This is a genomic window from Paenibacillus plantarum, assembly GCF_013141695.1.
GTDB lineage: Bacteria > Bacillota > Bacilli > Paenibacillales > NBRC-103111 > Paenibacillus_E > Paenibacillus_E plantarum.
The window spans coordinates 195,075-213,637 of the sequence record NZ_WHNY01000075.1 but is presented as its reverse complement, the minus strand read 5'-3'; the positions used below and the strand labels follow the sequence as shown (position 1 = coordinate 213,637).

At 45.4% G+C, this 18,563-nt stretch carries 20 protein-coding genes; 6 read left to right on the top strand and 14 right to left on the bottom strand.

The window, feature by feature from the left end:
* Nucleotides 1-55: 55 nt before the first annotated feature.
* The 7 genes from GC096_RS28910 to GC096_RS28880 form a co-directional block, all read right to left on the bottom strand.
* Entirely contained in the window at nucleotides 56-784 is a 729-nt protein-coding gene (locus tag GC096_RS28910; RefSeq protein WP_171635165.1) for a DUF6081 family protein, read from the bottom strand.
* A gap of 30 nt (nucleotides 785-814) precedes the next feature.
* Nucleotides 815-1,741, bottom strand: coding sequence for a prenyltransferase (locus tag GC096_RS28905; protein ID WP_171635163.1), 927 nt, complete (start codon nucleotides 1,739-1,741; stop codon nucleotides 815-817).
* A 173-nt stretch (nucleotides 1,742-1,914) separates the two neighbouring features.
* Nucleotides 1,915-2,241, bottom strand: a complete 327-nt coding sequence (locus tag GC096_RS28900; RefSeq protein WP_171635161.1) for an L-rhamnose mutarotase — start codon at nucleotides 2,239-2,241, stop codon at nucleotides 1,915-1,917.
* A 51-nt stretch (nucleotides 2,242-2,292) separates the two neighbouring features.
* The gene (locus tag GC096_RS28895; protein ID WP_057314467.1) at nucleotides 2,293-2,610 is read right to left on the bottom strand and encodes a cupin domain-containing protein; all 318 of its coding nucleotides are present in this window, start codon (nucleotides 2,608-2,610) and stop codon (nucleotides 2,293-2,295) included.
* Nucleotides 2,611-2,741: 131 nt separating this feature from the next.
* On the bottom strand, nucleotides 2,742-4,247 hold the full coding sequence (locus tag GC096_RS28890) for an alpha-glucosidase/alpha-galactosidase (protein WP_171635160.1): 1,506 nt from the start codon (nucleotides 4,245-4,247) through the stop codon (nucleotides 2,742-2,744).
* A gap of 107 nt (nucleotides 4,248-4,354) precedes the next feature.
* The gene (locus GC096_RS28885) at nucleotides 4,355-5,266 is read right to left on the bottom strand and encodes an AraC family transcriptional regulator (RefSeq protein WP_171635158.1); all 912 of its coding nucleotides are present in this window, start codon (nucleotides 5,264-5,266) and stop codon (nucleotides 4,355-4,357) included.
* A gap of 92 nt (nucleotides 5,267-5,358) precedes the next feature.
* Nucleotides 5,359-5,523, bottom strand: coding sequence for a hypothetical protein (locus GC096_RS28880; protein WP_171635157.1), 165 nt, complete (start codon nucleotides 5,521-5,523; stop codon nucleotides 5,359-5,361).
* A 206-nt stretch (nucleotides 5,524-5,729) separates the two neighbouring features.
* On the opposite strand from GC096_RS28880, the gene kduI reads away from it, so the two are divergent.
* From kduI to GC096_RS28860, 4 genes are read left to right on the top strand one after another with little or no spacing between them, the layout of a single operon-like run.
* Entirely contained in the window at nucleotides 5,730-6,563 is an 834-nt protein-coding gene (gene kduI / locus GC096_RS28875; protein ID WP_056609867.1) for a 5-dehydro-4-deoxy-D-glucuronate isomerase, read from the top strand.
* A 34-nt stretch (nucleotides 6,564-6,597) separates the two neighbouring features.
* Complete coding sequence (locus GC096_RS28870; RefSeq protein ID WP_171635155.1) at nucleotides 6,598-7,353, top strand: DeoR/GlpR family DNA-binding transcription regulator; 756 nt, start codon at nucleotides 6,598-6,600, stop codon at nucleotides 7,351-7,353.
* A gap of 54 nt (nucleotides 7,354-7,407) precedes the next feature.
* Nucleotides 7,408-8,160 (top strand): 2-dehydro-3-deoxy-D-gluconate 5-dehydrogenase KduD, encoded by a 753-nt coding sequence (gene kduD / locus GC096_RS28865; RefSeq protein WP_057314457.1) that lies wholly within the window; start codon nucleotides 7,408-7,410, stop codon nucleotides 8,158-8,160.
* Nucleotides 8,161-8,994, top strand: coding sequence for a sugar phosphate isomerase/epimerase family protein (locus GC096_RS28860; protein ID WP_171635153.1), 834 nt, complete (start codon nucleotides 8,161-8,163; stop codon nucleotides 8,992-8,994).
* An 85-nt stretch (nucleotides 8,995-9,079) separates the two neighbouring features.
* Here the strand turns inward: GC096_RS28860 and GC096_RS28855 are convergent, their stop codons facing one another.
* From GC096_RS28855 to GC096_RS28845, 3 genes are all read right to left on the bottom strand, one after another.
* A complete protein-coding gene (locus GC096_RS28855) occupies nucleotides 9,080-9,553 on the bottom strand; it encodes a GlcG/HbpS family heme-binding protein (protein WP_171635151.1) in 474 nt (157 codons plus the stop codon).
* Between the two features lie 188 nt (nucleotides 9,554-9,741).
* On the bottom strand, nucleotides 9,742-9,957 hold the full coding sequence (locus tag GC096_RS28850; protein ID WP_171635149.1) for a hypothetical protein: 216 nt from the start codon (nucleotides 9,955-9,957) through the stop codon (nucleotides 9,742-9,744).
* Nucleotides 9,958-10,641: 684 nt separating this feature from the next.
* The gene (locus GC096_RS28845) at nucleotides 10,642-11,643 is read right to left on the bottom strand and encodes an LLM class flavin-dependent oxidoreductase (RefSeq protein WP_171635148.1); all 1,002 of its coding nucleotides are present in this window, start codon (nucleotides 11,641-11,643) and stop codon (nucleotides 10,642-10,644) included.
* A gap of 210 nt (nucleotides 11,644-11,853) precedes the next feature.
* Between GC096_RS28845 and GC096_RS28840 the strand changes: the two genes are divergently transcribed.
* Nucleotides 11,854-12,048 (top strand): hypothetical protein, encoded by a 195-nt coding sequence (locus GC096_RS28840; RefSeq protein WP_171635146.1) that lies wholly within the window; start codon nucleotides 11,854-11,856, stop codon nucleotides 12,046-12,048.
* A 211-nt stretch (nucleotides 12,049-12,259) separates the two neighbouring features.
* Here the strand turns inward: GC096_RS28840 and GC096_RS28835 are convergent, their stop codons facing one another.
* Nucleotides 12,260-13,762: an L-fucose/L-arabinose isomerase family protein gene (locus GC096_RS28835; protein WP_171635144.1), complete on the bottom strand. Its 1,503-nt coding sequence runs from the start codon at nucleotides 13,760-13,762 to the stop codon at nucleotides 12,260-12,262.
* Between the two features lie 130 nt (nucleotides 13,763-13,892).
* Here GC096_RS28835 and GC096_RS28830 point away from each other — a divergent pair, with 130 nt between their 5' ends.
* Complete coding sequence (locus GC096_RS28830) at nucleotides 13,893-14,759, top strand: helix-turn-helix domain-containing protein (RefSeq protein WP_171635142.1); 867 nt, start codon at nucleotides 13,893-13,895, stop codon at nucleotides 14,757-14,759.
* Nucleotides 14,760-14,807: 48 nt separating this feature from the next.
* Here the strand turns inward: GC096_RS28830 and GC096_RS28825 are convergent, their stop codons facing one another.
* The 3 genes from GC096_RS28825 to GC096_RS28815 form a co-directional block, all read right to left on the bottom strand.
* The gene (locus GC096_RS28825; protein WP_171635140.1) at nucleotides 14,808-16,580 is read right to left on the bottom strand and encodes a cache domain-containing sensor histidine kinase; all 1,773 of its coding nucleotides are present in this window, start codon (nucleotides 16,578-16,580) and stop codon (nucleotides 14,808-14,810) included.
* A 154-nt stretch (nucleotides 16,581-16,734) separates the two neighbouring features.
* Nucleotides 16,735-17,616, bottom strand: coding sequence for a carbohydrate ABC transporter permease (locus GC096_RS28820; protein WP_171635138.1), 882 nt, complete (start codon nucleotides 17,614-17,616; stop codon nucleotides 16,735-16,737).
* Nucleotides 17,613-18,524, bottom strand: a complete 912-nt coding sequence (locus GC096_RS28815) for a carbohydrate ABC transporter permease (RefSeq protein WP_246303034.1) — start codon at nucleotides 18,522-18,524, stop codon at nucleotides 17,613-17,615. The genes GC096_RS28820 and GC096_RS28815 overlap by 4 nt, the downstream gene beginning before the upstream one ends.
* Nucleotides 18,525-18,563 lie beyond the last annotated feature (39 nt).

Genomic DNA, 18,563 nt, shown 5'->3' with positions numbered 1-18,563 from the left:
GCAAAAAAGAGCCCGACTTCAGAAACGAAGTTCGAGCTCTTTCATGTATGCCTTCTTATTCCGTTATTGTAACTGTTACAGGCGACCACTCGCCGATAATCGTCTGTCCATGCAAGGAGACACTGCCCTGTGGTGTCAAATCTTTCTCCGTCATCATGCCAAGGGCAACTGTGAAGCGATTGAATTTGATCGGTACATGCTTCTCACGTCGCACTTCCACACCATTCACATAGAAAATGACTTCGTCATTGCCGCGGTGATACGTAATTTTGTACGTATTGAATTCACGTGGTTGGAAATTCGTTTCCTCTTTGAAAATACAGAAGAAGCGCGTTTTGTCCGTCTCAGGAACTTGTACACCAGGGAAAGGAAGAACGGCGTATACACTCGCATATTTATCGTTGCCAGCAAAGAAATCCAGCGCAGCGCCTGTCGTAAAATCAAGCAAGTTCAAGGAGACAAAGCCATCATATAAATCGTTCGGCTCTGTGTTCTGCGTACGAGCACGGATTTGAAGTTCGAAGGAAATTCCTCCTTCTTCAGGCACTTCAACGTCTTGAGCCGAATAATACATATGCTTTGCGTTATCTAGAAATTGTACATAGTCATTTTTGCGGCTAAGCGGCGCACGTGCATATAGAATGCCATTTCGAACAATAATCGTCGCATTGGGCTCTCTGAATTCCCAGAAGGACCCATCTGGCATCGGGAACCCACCTATTTTCCAAACTTCGCCTTCAGATAAGATGGTATGAAAATCACCTATTGTAAATTGTTTGCTCATCGCTTATGACCTCACTTTGTTGTTATATTCTCATTGCAAAATAGCTTGGATGACCAAAGCCAGCATCATGATCAAGCCGCCTCTGTTTGTTGCTTTTAAGGAAGCACCCATTAATGGCAGATAGGCTGGAGAAGGATTCTCCGACTTCAAATTACCATATACCCGATAAAATGGAACGGCTGTCACTAAAGCAAGCAGGGCATAGTAAGGAAAAACGTCCATAACCACGCACATTATTAAAGCCAAATAAGAGAGTACGAATAAACATTTGGAGAATAGGAGTGCTTTTTTCTCGCCCCAGACAACAACCAGCGTTCGCTTACCCGCACTTTGATCTGATTTCCAATGAAGGAAATGATGGTTAAATAGAATTAATGTCGTCAATAAGCCGATCGGCAAAGCTAGCAATATCGGTCGATAATCGACTTGCATAGTCTGCACATAATAACTTCCTAACGTTGGTAGAATGCCAAATGAAAGCAAAATAGCAATCTCGCTATACCCTTTGCCGCGATAACCAAATTTAATAGGCGGTGCCACATAGAAATAGGCAATCAAAGCACCTAAACCTCCGAAAACAAGTACGAGCCAGCCGCTGCTTATGCTTAAAATAAGACCACAAATAAGAGCAACAGCAAATAATGACCATGTCAGAAAACTAAACGTTCGCTCTGTTATAGTGCCATTGGCTAGAAAACCTGAATTGGTCGAGATTGTTGAAGCTGTTTCCTTAGCTGCTGTATCAATGCCATTACGAAAATCCCATAAGTCATTAATCATATTCGAGAATAAGTGCGCAGCAATTGACCCTATGAAGGTTAGCACAAATAAGATAGGATGAAAGGTATCGTTCCATACGATTGCTCCTAATCCACCTAAAACGACAGGAATAACCATGACTGGAATAACCCGAAATCGTGATGCTTTTAATAATAAACTTAAGTTGAGGTTATTCATTTCTCACGTCCCTTTCAACAAAAATTGCTCTGCTATTCATACTATCCCAATCCTAGTAGTACTTCAAGTAGGTTTCAATTCCCCTAAAACCACGGTATGCCATCTCTGTCAATAGTCGGAAAATGAGAAAAGGATGCTAGAATAATCTCTAGTCATCCTTCTTCCATAACAACTTATTTCAGATAGAAAACCTCACGCATCGGCGTAATCGGAACGGCTTCACGGAAATCGAAGGAGCCTACAACCATTTTGGACGTAATGGCATTCCACCGATTACATGCATCACTCTCTGCCAGATAAGCGAAAGCAGCATCGATATCATCGCACAAGAATACATAGAAAAATTGTGCACCATTTTGAAAAATGGAGTAATCTCGAAATCCTGCTTTACTATGCTCTTCCATAATTTCTGGCCAAGGCGCCAAGTGCATCGCCACATATTCCTCAAGATCTTCTTCGCGAATCGTCCATGTCCAAGCAAACTTACCGCTATTTTGCATAAGGATCAACCCTTCCTTTTTCTTATATGGTAGAGTTGCAGAAGCAACTGGTTATCTTTTTACCAAATCTTCGCGAATCGGTGTAAATACATCTAAAAGTGCAGAGTCTTCCAATGCGGTAACACCATGCTTAGCTCCACTAGGTATATAAATCGTTTGGCCCTGTTCAATAACAGTAACGACGCCATCGATTGTGAATTCGATTTTACCCTTCAAGCAATACGACATTTGTTCGTGAACATGGCTGTGCTGATAGCCGATAGCCCCAGGTTCAAAGTGAACCTCCATCATCATTAAACCGACTTCAGCTTTCAAAATACAGCGAGTTACGCCTGGTTCTGCCGCTTCCCATACGCCAATATTAGACATCTGACTTTCCCCTTTCGTTATAAACCGCTTCCATCCTGAAATGAAAAAGAAGGACCGCAAGCGGCCCTTCACTTACTCACTAATTATATCCGATTAGCACCCAAATGAACATACTTGAAAATAAATGAACCTTACGCTGTAGTACTCGCGCGATCCTTCCCTTTGTCAGCTTCCCCTGCGTTCTTGTTGGCGGCTTCTCGATCCTGCTGCATATCAGCGACCGTTTTCACTTTCACACGAGCAGCCCCTTCATAGTCACGCGTCGGAATGAGGTTCCCTGCTGCAAGACGCTGTTTGGCTTCAGCGATCGCCGCACTATATTGCGGCAGCCAAGCCTCTTGTGCAACCAACATCTCGTCAACCATTTGCCAAATTTCCTTCGGATTGCATACGGCTCCAACTAGAGGATCCATCATAAAGGCTTGACGCAGCAGTTTATCATCCCCGTGTACAGCCGCCTCTACAGCTAAACGCTGAACAGAAATGCTGACATTACATACCGCCGCTGGCCCCAATGGCAGATCACCAACATGCGGCATCGAGATGCCGTTGCGATCGACATAGCCTGGTGCTTCAATAATCGCATCATCCGGCAAATTCGAAATAACACCTTTATTCACCAAGTTGAAATGTCCACGGTAGACGCGACCTGTTTCTAGGCCCTCAATAATGTAAGAACCATGTTCTTCGCTGCGCTTCTCGCTCGCATAGACGAATGCGGGATCCTTCATCCAGTTCGGGAAATCCGTTTCAAACCAACGTCGCCCTTCCGTGCAAACACGTAAGTATCCGCCTGTTTCACCATTAATCCAAGACCCCATATCAATCCAATCCCCAATTTCACTTGCCCGTTTCCGATACCAAGGAACATACTCACTCAAATGTCCATTGGACTCCGTGCTATAGTAGCCAAAGCGGCGGAGCATATCAATACGAACCTTCTCTGTTCGTGCATATTCGGCGTTATTTTCAAATGCTTCTAATAAGCCTGCTGTCAAATCCTTCCCCTCATGGGAAGCTTGGATATACCAGGTTTGATGATTAATACCAGCGCAAATAATATCCACGTCTTTCTTATCCAACCCATAAACATCTGCGATTTGATGATGGCCATGCTGTACACCGTGGCACAGGCCTATCGTGCGTACACCACCGTATTTATTACATGCCCAAGTCAGCATAGCCATCGGGTTCGCGTAATTCAACAATGTAACATCTGTGGCAGCGACCTCGCGAATATCTTGGCAAATGCGCAGCATTTCAGAAATACCACGTTGACCGTACATGATGCCCCCCGCACACAATGTGTCACCAACGCATTGATCCACACCATATTTCAAAGGAATATCTACGTCTGTTGCAAACGCCTCTAAACCGCCAACACGTATCGTGCAAAGCACATATTTGGCACCTTCTAATGCTTCCCTGCGATCCGTTGTCGCTTGGATCTGAATCGATAAGCCATTCTCGTGGATATCACGTTGGCATAGTTCCGTCACCATCTCTAAATTGTGTGGATTAATGTCTGTAAAAGCCACTTGAATATTGTGAAATTCGGGTACAGCTAGTAAATCTCGAAGTAGTCCACGTGTGAATCCAATACTGCCTGCGCCAATGAATGCCACCTTAAATGCCATATATATCGCCCTCTCTATCACTTCGTCTATGTTTCACATTGTACCAAGACGAAGAGAGAAAACGTTATCAAATTTCTAACTTCATTGTTCACCATGTGTCAAAAATCCTAACTTCCTTCTGGATACATATGTTTATGCGTATTCATCGATTTGCGATAATCCGTAGGCGTTAATTGCGTGTGCGCCTTGAATAGCATATGGAAATATTGACGGCTGCCCACCCCGATATAATCCGAAATATCCGCTATTGGAATATCCGTTTCGAGCAGCAGCATTTGTGCTTTATCCATTCTGATTTCCGTTAAGTAGGCCATTAAGGTTTGTCCCGTCACTGCTTTGAATATGCGTTGTAAGTAGCCTGGATGTAAATTCACAGCCCCTGCTATTTCTTTCACTTGAATCTCGCGATCGTAATTTTGATGCATATAATCCATGCTTATCTTCACATACCATTCGCTTTGAGCCAAACTACTGCTTGCGGATTCACGCCGTAAACGAGCAATTCGGATCAACAGCTGAGCAAACAACAGTTGAATCATAGACTCACTCTTGTCAGCAGGCTTGTCTAGCTCCAACACCAAACTTTTCATCACATGATACACTTCATCTGGATCACGCAGCACTAAGTAAGCAGTCTGAACTTCTAATAAAGAGTTCAGTTGTTTCTCTTCCGCGGCAAGCTGTTGTAAGGACGGCATTACGCCCTGTTGCGGTGTAAAACGAAATTCCACATTGAGCATCCGACACGGCTCATCATCTTCAACAATAAGTCGATGGGCGATATTGGCATTGAGAAGAATGAACTCCCCTTTTTTCAATCTAACTCGTTCCGTTTTTGTTGTGGAAAGCTGTATCTCTATTTCACAAAAGCCATGTATGGTATACATGATCTCAGTCGCATCATGTCGGTGAAAGGGCATATGAAATCCTTGCCATTGTTTAAAATAATAAGCAACCACATGTGGATGACACGGTTGATTCGGTAACAAAGCTGGAAATAATCTTGTCGATTGTGGCATCGGGGGCTCCTTTCCATCCGTTCTTATGATCATTGTACTCCCCTGCCTTCAAAAAGAAAATCCCTTCCAGGGAAGGGATTCAACGGCATCATTTAGTCTCGATCTGTGTAATCATCATCCGAAAATGGATGAGTTAAATTATCCATAATTTCTGCTACTGCATCACTTAACATATCTGTCGGTGTTGTATCTTCTTCCTCTGGCAGTGTTGGAATTGTATCATTGCAAACGTGATCGAAATAGTGGCTTTTGTCCATTACATGTGCCTCCTAAATTGTACATTCATAATTAACGTCGCTCGTTTGCTTGTTTTGTACACTTTCCGCTCACTTTATTCACAACTTCCATTATTTCCACAAATCGCACACAAGATCTCCTTGCCTAAATGGTTGATATGAAGTAAATTAAACCTATATGAACGTATATCAACACAAATAAACCAACTCTAAGGAGAGATTAATCCATGGATATCCGCTATGCGTCCCACCCGAATGAAGTTAAACAATTTGATACTGAACGTTTACAAGCTGAATTTCAAATTCAATCCTTATTTACAGAAAACCAAGTAACATTAGTTTACTCACACGTTGATCGTTTTATTATCGGTGGTGTTTTGCCTACAACTGAAACGCTTAAATTAGAAGCTGACACGAAAGAAATGGCTGCTGATTACTTCTTAGAGCGTCGCGAAATCGGTATTATCAACGTTGGTGCTAGAGGAACAATCACTGTCGATGGCACAGCGTACACAATGGATTCCAAAGACTGCATTTACATCGGTCTTGGCTCCAAAGAAATTTCCTTCGCAAGCGATGATGCAGCGAACCCAGCGAAGTTCTACTTCAACTCCACACCAGCTCACACAACGTACCCGACTGTAAAAGTAGCGATTAGCGAAGCAACACCTGCTCACCTAGGCAGCATCAACACTTCCAATGAGCGTACGATTTATAAATACATCCACTTGGATGGGATTCAAAGCTGTCAACTGGTTATGGGTATGACATTATTGAAGCCAGGCAACATGTGGAATACAATGCCGACTCATACGCACAACCGTCGTTCCGAGGTATATTTCTATTTTGACATGCCAGAAGATGCAGTTGTTTTCCACATGATGGGTGAGCCGCAACAAACTCGCCACGTTGTTATGCGCAATGAGCAAGCTGTCATCTCACCAAGCTGGTCCATTCACAGCGGCGTTGGCACGAACAACTACACATTCATTTGGGGTATGGCTGGCGAAAATCAAATGTTCAACGATATGGACGCAGTTGCTATGCAAGATTTGAAATAATCGGTACTCCCATTAGAAGAACGGATGAATCCCGATGAATCCATTACGTAGATATGAAACGATCATGGAAGTTTTACTCGCTCAGAAAGAAGTCACCGTGAATGAGCTGAGTGAACGTCTACAAGTAACAGGAAAAACCATTCGCGAAGATTTGGCCAAGCTGGAAGAAAAGGGGCTGCTTATCCGCATTCATGGCGGTGCTATGCTAGCTCAAAGTGATCAGTTAGGCATTCTCTCTGCGAAAGAACCGAATATTAAGCATGCGGACAAAAAATCGGAGATTGCCTCTCTCGCACTCCGATACATCCAACCTCGCGATATTATCGCATTGGATGGTGGCTCGACAACGCTTGAAATTGCTAGGCGGCTGGATAATCAGCCGCTTACCGTTGTAACTAACGATTTATATATCATCTCTGAGCTTGTCCATAAGGATGAAATCCGGCTAGTTGTGCCTGGCGGTTATCGTCTGCGCAACATGCTTGCCGGTCCAGAAGCCGTAGACTATGTGCGAGGCCTCAACATACAGAAATCGTTCATTTCTGCTACTGGGGTGCATCTGCAGCATGGTTTTACGATTTACACCAATGATCTAGTTGAGTATAAACGCGCCTTAATCAGCTCCAGCGCAACCGTCTATGGGGTTATCGATCATTTCAAATTCGGACAATGTGCGTTGCGAACTTTCGCTTCCCTTTCTGAAGTGGCTATGATTTTAACCGATAGCGGGTTGTCGGAAGAAACGGCTCAACAGTTCCGTGATACAGGCATCCAGATCGAAACACTTTAAGCGCAAGTTGCAAAGTTGAAACCTAACATTTCTTTTTTGGAAAAGGAGTACGTCATGACACTTTTTAATCTATCGGGAAAAACAGCATTCGTTACAGGCGCTTCAGGCGGCCTAGGCCAAGCTATGGCGATCGGACTTGCAGAAGCAGGCGCGAACGTCATCGCGGTTTCCTCTTCTGAAAGCGTACAAACTGTTGAAGCGATCCGCGCATTAGGCGGCAAAGCAGAGCTTATCGCTGCAGATCTAAGCAATGAAGACATCCTTGAGGATGTTGTTGCTAGAGCGATTGGCATTTACGGCAGTATCGATATCCTAGTGAATAACGCGGGTATTATCCGTCGTACTCCAGCCGTTGACCATGCGCGTCAAGATTGGCACGATGTGATTGATCTGAACTTGAACTCGGCATTCTTCCTTTGCCAGCTGATTGGTCGTCATATGATCGAACGCGGCAGCGGTAAAATCGTGAATATTGCTTCCATGCTGACGTATCAAGGTGGAATTAACGTGCCAGGGTACACAGCAAGTAAGCATGCGATTGCAGGTGTGACGAAAGCATTAGCGAACGAGTGGGCTGGCAAAGGCATTCAAATTAATGCCATTGCTCCTGGCTATATGACGACGAATAACACAGCTCCGATTCTCAAAGATGAGAAACGTACAGCTTCTATCACGGAGCGTATTCCAGCAGGTCGTTGGGGTTCACCTGAAGATTTGAAAGGTCCTGTTGTGTTCTTGTCTTCGGACGCTTCCGATTATATGAACGGACACGTGCTTTGCGTGGACGGCGGATGGATGGCTAGATAGATGGGTATCGGGACACTCGCTCACACCGTCGGCCATCTGCCCTTGAAGGAATTGACCGCGAAGTTAAGTGGACGAGGTATCGACTTCGTTCAATTAGCACTTAGTAAAGCGATTAGCGATTATGATTTAAGTCTCGGTAAATTAAGCCCAGCTCTGGCCAATCATATTGGCGAGCAATTTCATCGTGCGGGTGTACGGATTGGTGTACTCGGATGTTACATTAATCCCGTGCATCCCGATCCACAGCAGCGTCGTTATGAGATCGATAGATTCAAAGAGCATTTGCGATACGCCCGTGATTTCGGAACGTCCATTGTGGCTACTGAAACAGGTGATCTAACAACGTATCTTGCAGAGGACGCTAATGGGTATGAGGCCAAAGGATGGTCCATCCTGAAGCAAACGGTTGAGGAATTAGCAGAAGAAGCCGAGCGTTGGGGGGTTCATATCGGTTTAGAGCCGGTTGTCACTCATACATTGTCCAGCACAGAGAAAATGGCGCAAATCTTAACCGAAGTGCCTTCCAGCACATTAGGTGTTGTTTTCGATCCGGTTAATCTCATTCCGCCGACTGTGGTTGAGCCACGGGATCAAGATGCTTTCTTGGATCATGCCTTCGCAACGTTTGGCAGCCGAATTGTGCTGACTCATTTGAAAGATTATGTTGTGAATCATGGTAAAAAGAACGAAATTGAGTCCGGTAAAGGCATATTCGAGACAGCCTCCTTCTTAGCAAAACTTCACTCGCATAAGCCTGGTGTCGACATTTCGTTAGAGCGGCTCCAAGATCATACGATTGAAGAAACGTTCTCGTACGTTAGAAGCTTGCTGTAGTGAATCGACCCCCGACTTCTCTCCATGGAGAGGTGTTGGGGGTTTCTTATTACAGGAGTTACATAGTGCGAGGTCTCGCCTCTTCTCACTTTTTAATATCTGCATCGGTAAGCACTTCGAATTGATCACCTAGGTGCTGCTGCAGTGCCTTCAAGGTCGCCACACCAACGGCAATATCTTCCTCGCCAGCTCCTCCACTCACGCCAACCCCACCAATGACTTGACCATTAACCACGATAGGAAATCCGCCTACGAAAATCGCAAACTTCCCCGGCATCATGGCATGAATGCCAAACGCTTCTCCATGGATCGTTGCTGGCCCGCCAGGCTGATTAAACAAGTGTGTAGAACGTCTATGCCCACTTGCCGTAAAAGCTTTTGCCATTGCCAGCTCAGGGCTCGTGTTGCGTGCCCCGTTCATCCGCTCTAAGGCCAACAAATAACCGCCTTCGTCGACGATACAAATCGTTTCTGCCGCCTGAGCTTCCTCCGCAGCTTGAATACCCGCAGCAATCATCACCTTCGCTTCCTCGATTTCTAGCTTCAACACGGATCTCATGGTGCATGGCCTCCTTCGTCAAACCTTATCCGCTTGGTACGTAACCATCTCACCTTCGGCACTTTTTCCATTTATATGAGGATTTAGGCGGAAAAAGTCACATGAGTGACTAGCTAACGAGAATTTTGGCATAAAAAAGAGCCTTCACCATCTCCATTATTGGAGAGTAGATAGGCTGTTCGTGATTTTTACTTATTCGGCTGTTGGGCGCGAGCTGGTCGGGTCGGACGTTCCACCCAGTTCTCACGGCTCATGCGTTTCACTTGATTAATCGGATTCGAGAGATCGATCACTTCCGCTTTAAAAGGCTGCTCTGCTGCAAGCTTCTCTTTGTAACTTGTCCCAGGTGCAGGACCGCCTCCACCATTCCGTTTTCCCTTGTTCCATACGCGATTCTTACTCATGCCACCACTCCACCGTTTTTTGTTTAAGTGTAATGGCAGTTACCGAAAAACGCAAATATAGGTTTCATAATGGAGGAAGCTCTTTGTGTGAGGACGGTAGGGACATGGAAAAAGATTGGATAGTAACACGGCGCACGTACCTGCAACTACTTACTCTGCCTACACTAGTCGCGCTACCTTCCTCCAACCAATCTCTTTACTAACTCTAACTATACTACCTACTCTCTTCCGACTATAACCGCACTACTTCCTCCAACTACAATCTCTACCTACTCTAATCGCACTACCTTCCTCCAACTACACTCTCTCTACCTACTCTAACCGCACTACCTTCCTCCAACTACACTCTCTACCTACTCTAACCGCACTACCTTCCTCCAACTACACTCTCTACCTACTCTAACCGCACTACCTTCCTCCAACTACACTCTCTCTGCAAAATAGATGGAAAACATGTAGCTAATTCCTCTCGAAATCGCGATTTCTTGAGAATAACTGGAAAACATACAGTTATTTTCCTCAGTTTTACTGAAATCACACCAAATCGCTGAAATTAGCTTCATGAAATCCAGTTATTTCTCATTTTCAAGTAAATTCGGCGAAATTAGCTGTAGTTTTTCCAGTTAATGGCGTGGCAGGAGCCGAGATGAAGTGAATGACAAGAGATGTGCCACCCTCTCATCTCTACAAATCGAACGCCTTCGCCAGAAGGCGATACGAATGCAATCGCGCTTCGATGTTATGAATCGGCGAAACGACCATGATTTCATCCGCTTGATACGCTTCATTCAACTTCAAAATCTCTTCCTTCACTTGCTTCGGCGTGCCAACAATTCGTCTATGACGACCATTGCGAATCATGGCATAGTCATTCTCCGTATACGGGTAATTGAGCGCCGTATTCACGGAAGGGAATGACGGAAGCAGCATGCCGCGGCCTAAAGACAAGAAGAACAAATCTGTACTAAGCGCCAGTTGATTTGCTTCTTCTTCTGTATCTGCACAGATAACCAACACGGCTGCTAGGGAGTGTGGCTTCTCGTTCAAGATCGACGGCGTGAAATGCTCGCGATAAATGCGCAGCGCCTGCTCACAATCCGCGTTCCCAAAAAATTGCGCGAAGCCGAAAGCCGCCCCTTGATCAGCAGCAATTCTTGCGCTGTCATAGGAAGAGCCTAGCAGCCAAATCTCCGGTGCCGTCGAGATAATCGGTGATGCATGCAGCGCGGCGAACCTATGCCCTGCTGGAAGTGAATCATATAAATAACCCGTCAAATCAGCGATTTGCTGCGGGTATTGGTCAACACCTGTATATTTGCCCTCTTGCAGCGCACGCGTGGATATTGGCATGCCGCCTGGTGCACGGCCAAGCCCAACATCGATACGCCCCGGATGGAGAGCCTCTAACAAGCGGAAGTTTTCAGCAACTTTATAAGCGCTATAATGCGGCATCATGATGCCTCCAGAGCCTAGTCGGATGCGCTCTGTTTTGGCTGCCAAATGCGCGATCAGAACCTCTGGACTTGAATGCGCCAAGGCTTGTGAAGCATGATGCTCCGACACCCAGAATCGGCTGTAGCCAATTCGATCAGCTTCTTGTGCTAGTTCAGTCGTCTCGGCCAACGTCTGCGCGGCATTACGACCTTCTCCAATTTGCGATTGATCCAAAATACTTAATTTTAACACTTGAAATCACCTCCACTTAACTGTAACATAAAAAAGAACAGAATAGCAAAAAACACGTATGAGTACCTATTATCCTCTCCAATTCACGAATTTAATGTGAAATTCACATGAACATTCATAAACTGACAGAATCTCTTATTTTACACCTCTACCAAACTTATCCATAAGATGGTATTTTATTATATACATCCTAGCGAAGGAGCGATTGCCATGAAAACTATTTACGAGAATTATAGAGGTTTCAAAATTAACAAAGATGATAGCACTTATAACGCTATACACGCGGATCGCATTATTTTTACGCAATCCCCGTTAAGTCAGGTTCTTGATTCCATCGATCATTACATTGATGTGACAGGAATATCCGATTCATCTGAAGACCAATCTTCCTTACCGCAAAATTAATCAAGCACTTCCACGAATGTGGATATACGAATGAATTGGAGCACCCATTAGTATCTGGTTAAAATGAGAAGGAATGCCGCGGCAGAGGTACGCAGGTAAGTACGTGGATACAAAAAACGCAACTGTCCTTAACGGACTGTTGCGTTTTCTATTTAGTGGTTGTAGTTAGTCGGTTTCATCGACTAACTACACTCTTACGCTAACGTAGCAACTACAAAATCACATGCTTCACATTCATCAGCTCCGCCACTTTCTGAAACTGGGAAGCATTGTGCCCAATAGACATCGCGCAGTGATGCGTTGGCGCTTCTGCAAACCAGCGCGACATGTACGCATCCGGGTGCTCACGGAACTTCACCGGCGTCTGCGTGTTGCCGATCTTCATGATCGGCCCGTTCGTCGACTCGCCTTCGCTGGAGATCAGCTTCAGCCTCCCATCCCCCGTCTGCGTCACGTTCAACGTTGTGATCGCACCTGTCTTCACCTTGGCTTCGACGGACACGCCAGTGCCCTGCTTGCCGTGATACAGCCCCATGCCGCGCAAAATCGGCTTCCCTTCGGAAATCGCGATGTGGAACGGCCCGTCATGGCCAAGCAGAATCGTCTCGTCGATATAATCCACGACGACGATTTCCGAGAAGGAGCCTCCGACGCCGAGAATATCGCTGATTTTCATCGCGACAGCTGTCTTCAGATCTCCTTCGCCAGAGCAAGGAATGCCACGCGCTGTAAGCAGCGAGTGACCGACAATGAAGCCACCTTGCAGCTTTTCGTATTCACCACCAGGCGCACCATGGTAATAATACGACAAGGCGTCTAAATCATAGGCGCGCACAAGCTTCTCTTGTGCGGCAGCCACTCGACAAGACCACTCCAGCTGCTCTTCCGTTGGCTTCTTCGCAATTGGATCCGAAGGGGAGTCTCCGCTGATTTGGAACATCTCATACAGTTCATCCAGCTTATGTTTCACATCCTGCGCCGTCACTTCTCGCAGCATGCGGTCCAGATCACACATTTCAAGCACTTCCACATGCAGACCTGTCTGCGCAGATATCATCGTAAAATCACTATACATATCGAGCATCCCGCTATAGGTATTGCCTAAGAAACCGAAGCGGCTATGCTGCAAGGTCCTAGGTACTCCTGCTGCTCTCACCCACTCTTCAATTTCTTTCCACGCACGCACCGCTTCACGGCGCTCATGCGTCACTTCATTCGTCAATGAGATGGCTGGCGTATAATCGAGCCCTAGCGTGCCATTTACAACTCGGAATGGGATGCCAGCTCGATTGAACACGTTAGCGAACTCTGGCACAGGACAAGCTCCGCAATGTGCCAACCATTCCCCTGTCGTCGACTGCTCATAATTAAGTCTCGCCGTTGGCTGCAAATTGAGGAAGACAACAGGCGCTTTACTAATTTGATGCACTGGTAGCACGGTAGAACTTGTGGAGTAGGTTGCTGCATGGCAGAATACAAGATCCACTTGCCGCTCGTTCAGCCACTCACCTGCCTTTCGCCCTTCCCCTTCCGTATCAACGAGGCCATAGTAATATACGTCCGCCCATGCGGACATTTTCAGTTCAATAAAACGTCCATATTCTTCTAATCGTTCCTTTAAACCAGGAAACTGCTCCCAATATGCTCGAAGTCCCACGGAGTACAACCCAATTCGTGGCTTGAGGCTTGGCTTAATTGCTGGGTAAATTGACATCGAAACATCTCCATTCGTTCATAAATAATAGCTTTATAAACTTATTGTAATGGCTTACAATCAAGATAACATCCAAGGATCTTGGTTTAAAATAATAGAATCTTGCGGTAATCTCGGAGGCGTTTCTCTTATGAAAGAAAATTTCACTACCGCATGGTCGGAAGACTCGATTCGTTTCATCTCAACTCCTTCCACGTTCGCTCACTCGAACCTGTTTTATGTACAAGAAATCGGCCATTTCCATACACTCCCAGGTTATTTCACAGAACGGGAAGGTCTTGACTCCTATTTGATTGCTTACATTTTGCGAGGTAGAGGACAGTTGACTTATCGGGATAATAGCTATTCTTTGGGAGCTCATCAGTTATTTTTCATCCATTGTGATAGCCATCATCACTACGCGACCCACCCCCTGGAGCCGCTAGAGCTTCTATGGGTACATTTTCACGGGAGTGCGTCGTCAGCCTATTATAAGCAGTATGCAGCGTCACACGAGCCTGTTTTGCAGCAAAACAACGAATCACCCGTATCCACGCTACTGCGTCAAACACTGCAAATCCAACAACAAAGAAATGCTGCAACAGAGTTCCTCACATCAAAGTTGCTAGTTGAGCTGCTGACGGAGATCGTCCTCTCTGCACAACAAATAGGCTTATCCGAATCGGACAAGCCTGATTACATCGATGCGATATGTCAAACCCTGACATCCAGATTTACGGAATCCATTTCCTTAGACGAGCTCGCTCGAGAACATGCCGTTAGCAAGTACCACATGGCCAAACGGTTTAAGCAGTATACAGGCTTCTCGCCGCACGAATACTTGATTAGCATCAGAATGACACATGCCAAGGAACGATTGAAATACTCCGAGATGCCTGTATCCGAAATAGCTGTCACCCTAGGCATTGACAACGTCAGCCACTTCATCAATTTATTCAAAGACCGTACCGGCGACACGCCTCTAGTCTATCGCAAGAAATGGCAGAGACCACGGTAATAAGGCGGGGTGTAAGGGTTGCACTTGCACTTTGCAGCTCCACCGCCCCTACTTCAAATCCGTCTCATCCAACACCGCCGGAATCTCAATCCACGCCCGCACTCCCTGATCCTCCCGCAACGCATACTGCAGGCCATAGCCCTCCCCGAAATGCAGCTGAATCCGCTTTTGCACATTAATAATACCGAATCCCTTACTACTCTCTTTCCCCTGCAAAATGGCATTCAACATCCCGATATCCGGCATACGATAGCCGTTGTCCTCCACGATGATAATCAGTTTCCCTTCCGTATGCTTCACCTTGATCCAAAGTGCCCCATCATGGCTCATATTCTTGATTCCGTGAAGGATGGCATTCTCAATAATCGGTTGCAGGAGCACCTTGGGCATCAGATAACGTTTGGCTTCCTCTTCGATTTCCCAATACACCTTAAATGCATACTCATAGCGGAACAACTGAAGCCGCACATACGCCTCCGCATGATTTATTTCTTCCATCACCGGAATAAGTAGCTTGCCTTTACTAAGTCCGATCCGCATAATGAGCGACAAATCCTTAATCATTTCTGCTGATTCCGCCGCTCCCTCCATTAACGTATGCCAGTAGACGGACTCCAACGTGTTATAGAGAAGATGCGGGTTGATTTGTGTATGTAATATCGACAATTCAACTTCCTTATGCTTTAATTCAAGCTCATATTGATCATAAATCGTTTGATTCAAGCGATTGGTCATTCGGATGAAATGATTGCTCAGCAGCACGATCTCATTTTTACTCTCCGCGTGCATGCTAATGGCCAAAGGTTTACCAGGGTGATATGAATTCGTGATTCGAGCCAGCCGAGAAATAGGCTTCAAAATCGATTGTATGAAATACATACTCGCCAAAATCAAAATAAAGAAATAAATCAACATAATCCAATCAACTAAGCGTTGAACACTGATATGATCGATAATGATCGACTGGACTGGAACGCGCATCAGCAACTTAGTCCCCGTAAATTCACTCGTATGTATGACCGACATGATCTCATTACCGCTCTCGATTTGTTTATAAACCCCTTCTTCCTTGCCTTCGGGTACACCAAACTTTGAGCCAATCCGGAAAGCTTCTGTATTCGTAGCTAAGACCGTGTTATCGGGATCTAACAGAAGAATCTGGGCATCTTTGTACTTATCAAAAGGGACGAAATCCATCTGTAACGGTGTTTCAATACCTGACACAACCAAGTAACCAATTACCGTTTCGCCGTTATATATACTGTTTAACTGCCTCAAATAGGCCACAGTTTGCGTATTGTTCGGGTTATATCCGAATTTATCAATAACACGAATGATCCCCTTGCCCTTCGCATTGCCAACCGCTTTATACCACGAGAGATCCGTCATATCCGTCGAATAAAACACACCATTATTCAACAGATCCGAATTAGGTACGAACGAATACAACTTATCCTTATCCGAAAAAAACAAGGAATATCGCACCGCATTGGTTGAATAATTGTTCAAATATTTATCTAACGCTTTGAAAATTTCAAAACGTTCATATTCAGAGGATGATGGGACACTCACTAATTGTTGGATTTCTTGCGAAATCATAATTTTCTCTGTTTTTTCTTCAAAATCACTGCTTTCACGGTCTAGTGTCAAATGACTTCCCCGGACTAATTGAAGCAGAGCTGTCCCTACTTGTTCCTCCGTAATGGATTCCAGCTTTTTGGCAACGACCAAATCCAACACAAGCGTTGGAATTACCACGAAGACGATAAGCAGCAGGATCAACTTTTTCATCAGCTTCATATTTTGCAGCATTGTACGCATCCCTCTTACCATCCTTTCAAAAGCTTTCCGTCAAGCAGCCAGGAGCAGCACCGCTGTTGGTTAGACTATCAGTACGTTCGCTATGCCGGAAAGAAACTCCTTTAAACGCAAAAGAAAACGCCTCCAGAATTGGCATTCTGAAGGACGCTTCTCCCTATCCTTTCACGCTGGATACTGATAAGCCACGAATCATAAACTTCTGGAAAATCAAGAAGAACAGTACCGGCGGCAGCATCGCCATGGTCAACACCGCGAAGCGTACACTCCATGGAATGACCGAGTTGGAATACACCACATACCGATAAATACCTGTGGCCAGCGGATACATGCTTTTATCCGTCATCACAATGCTCGGCCAGTAGAAATCATTCCACGTCGTCGAGAACGACAGCATGAGCAGCGTACCAATGATTGGCATCGACAGCGGAATTGCAATCCGAATGAAGGATTTGAATTCACTTGCCCCGTCGATACGCGCAGCTTCCAGCACTTCTTTGTGAATGCCATCGAAGAAATTTTTGAGCAACAGCATGAAATAAGCATTCGCCGCCGCGGGCAGCCAGAAGGCCCAGTAGGTATTGATCATCCCTAAGCTTTTCAAATTCAAAAAGTTAGGAACGATGTACGTTGCTGGCGGAATCAACAGGGTGGAGAAAAAGAAAAGTGTTACCCATCGCTTGAACGGGACTTTCAAATGAGATAACGCATATGCAGCTAGCCCGATAAATAACAAGGAGCACACGACATTTCCCACATAAATGAGAATGGTATTTTTCAAAAACGTCAACAAAGGCAGGTCGAAGCTGTTAAAAGCATCGTCATAATTTTTCCAAATCCAATGTTTCGGGAAAAAGGTGGGAGGAAAGGTGAAAAACTCTTCCCGCGTTTTCAGTGAGCCAAAAAACGTATTCAGAAACGGATAGATGGTCGTAACCGCAATCGCCAATATAAGCAGCACCATGAGGGTGTAACCGAATTTGACGGAACCTTTTTTGAAATCATGCTGGGAAATTAATCCTCGTTCGCCTTGCTTCATGCTTTCTCACTCCTACGCTGCATGACGTTGTAAAGGATGGTCATTCCAATGAGTACGAAGAACATCAAGCTGCCCATGGCACTCGCTTTGCCGAATTCCAAATCGCGGAACGCCGTGTGGTTAAGCCATAACAAGTACGTCAGCGTTGCATTATTCGGACCGCCATCCGTCATTGATAGCTGTGCTTGGAAGCCTTGAGAGGTCGTGATCAGTTGGAGAATCAGCAATAATCCCATTAAGGTTTTGATGCTAGGCAAAATGATATATCGAACGCGCTGCCACACACTGGCGCCATCAATTTCAGCAGCTTCGTACAAATCCTTCGGAATCCCGACAATCGCCGCGATATAGATTAACGTAGCTGCCCCAAAGCTTTGCCATGTTTCTAGAACAACAATCGAAGCCATCGCTAATTTCGGACTAAAGAACGAAACTTGGTCTATGCCTATTTTCTGCAACAGACTGTTAATCGGCCCTACAGCATCAAAGAACCACATCCACATGCCGTACAAAACAATGGCGGGCACTGCACTAGGTAAATAGCTGATGATCCGTGCTGCACCTTGAAACCGACGAAGCTCGGAAACCGCGATTGCGACTAACGGCGGGATCCAGAAACCCAGAATAATCCCCAAAGCCATATAAATCAATGTATTCTTAATTGAAATCCAAAGCAGATCATCCTTCAGAATACTCACATAATTTGCTAAGCCAGTGAAATGATTGCCATCTACGAAATCAACGTTGTAGAAGCTATAGAAAATCCCTTTGAAAATAGGCACCCATAGAAAGATAATGAATAAGACGACTTCCGGTAAAATAAACAGCGTACCCCATAAATACCAGCTCATTTTCTTCTTCGATACCCGACTTGCTACGATAGGTTGTGAACTCAGCTCTGCATCCATCCTAAACACTCCTTATAGTGAGAAAACCTCTACCTACAG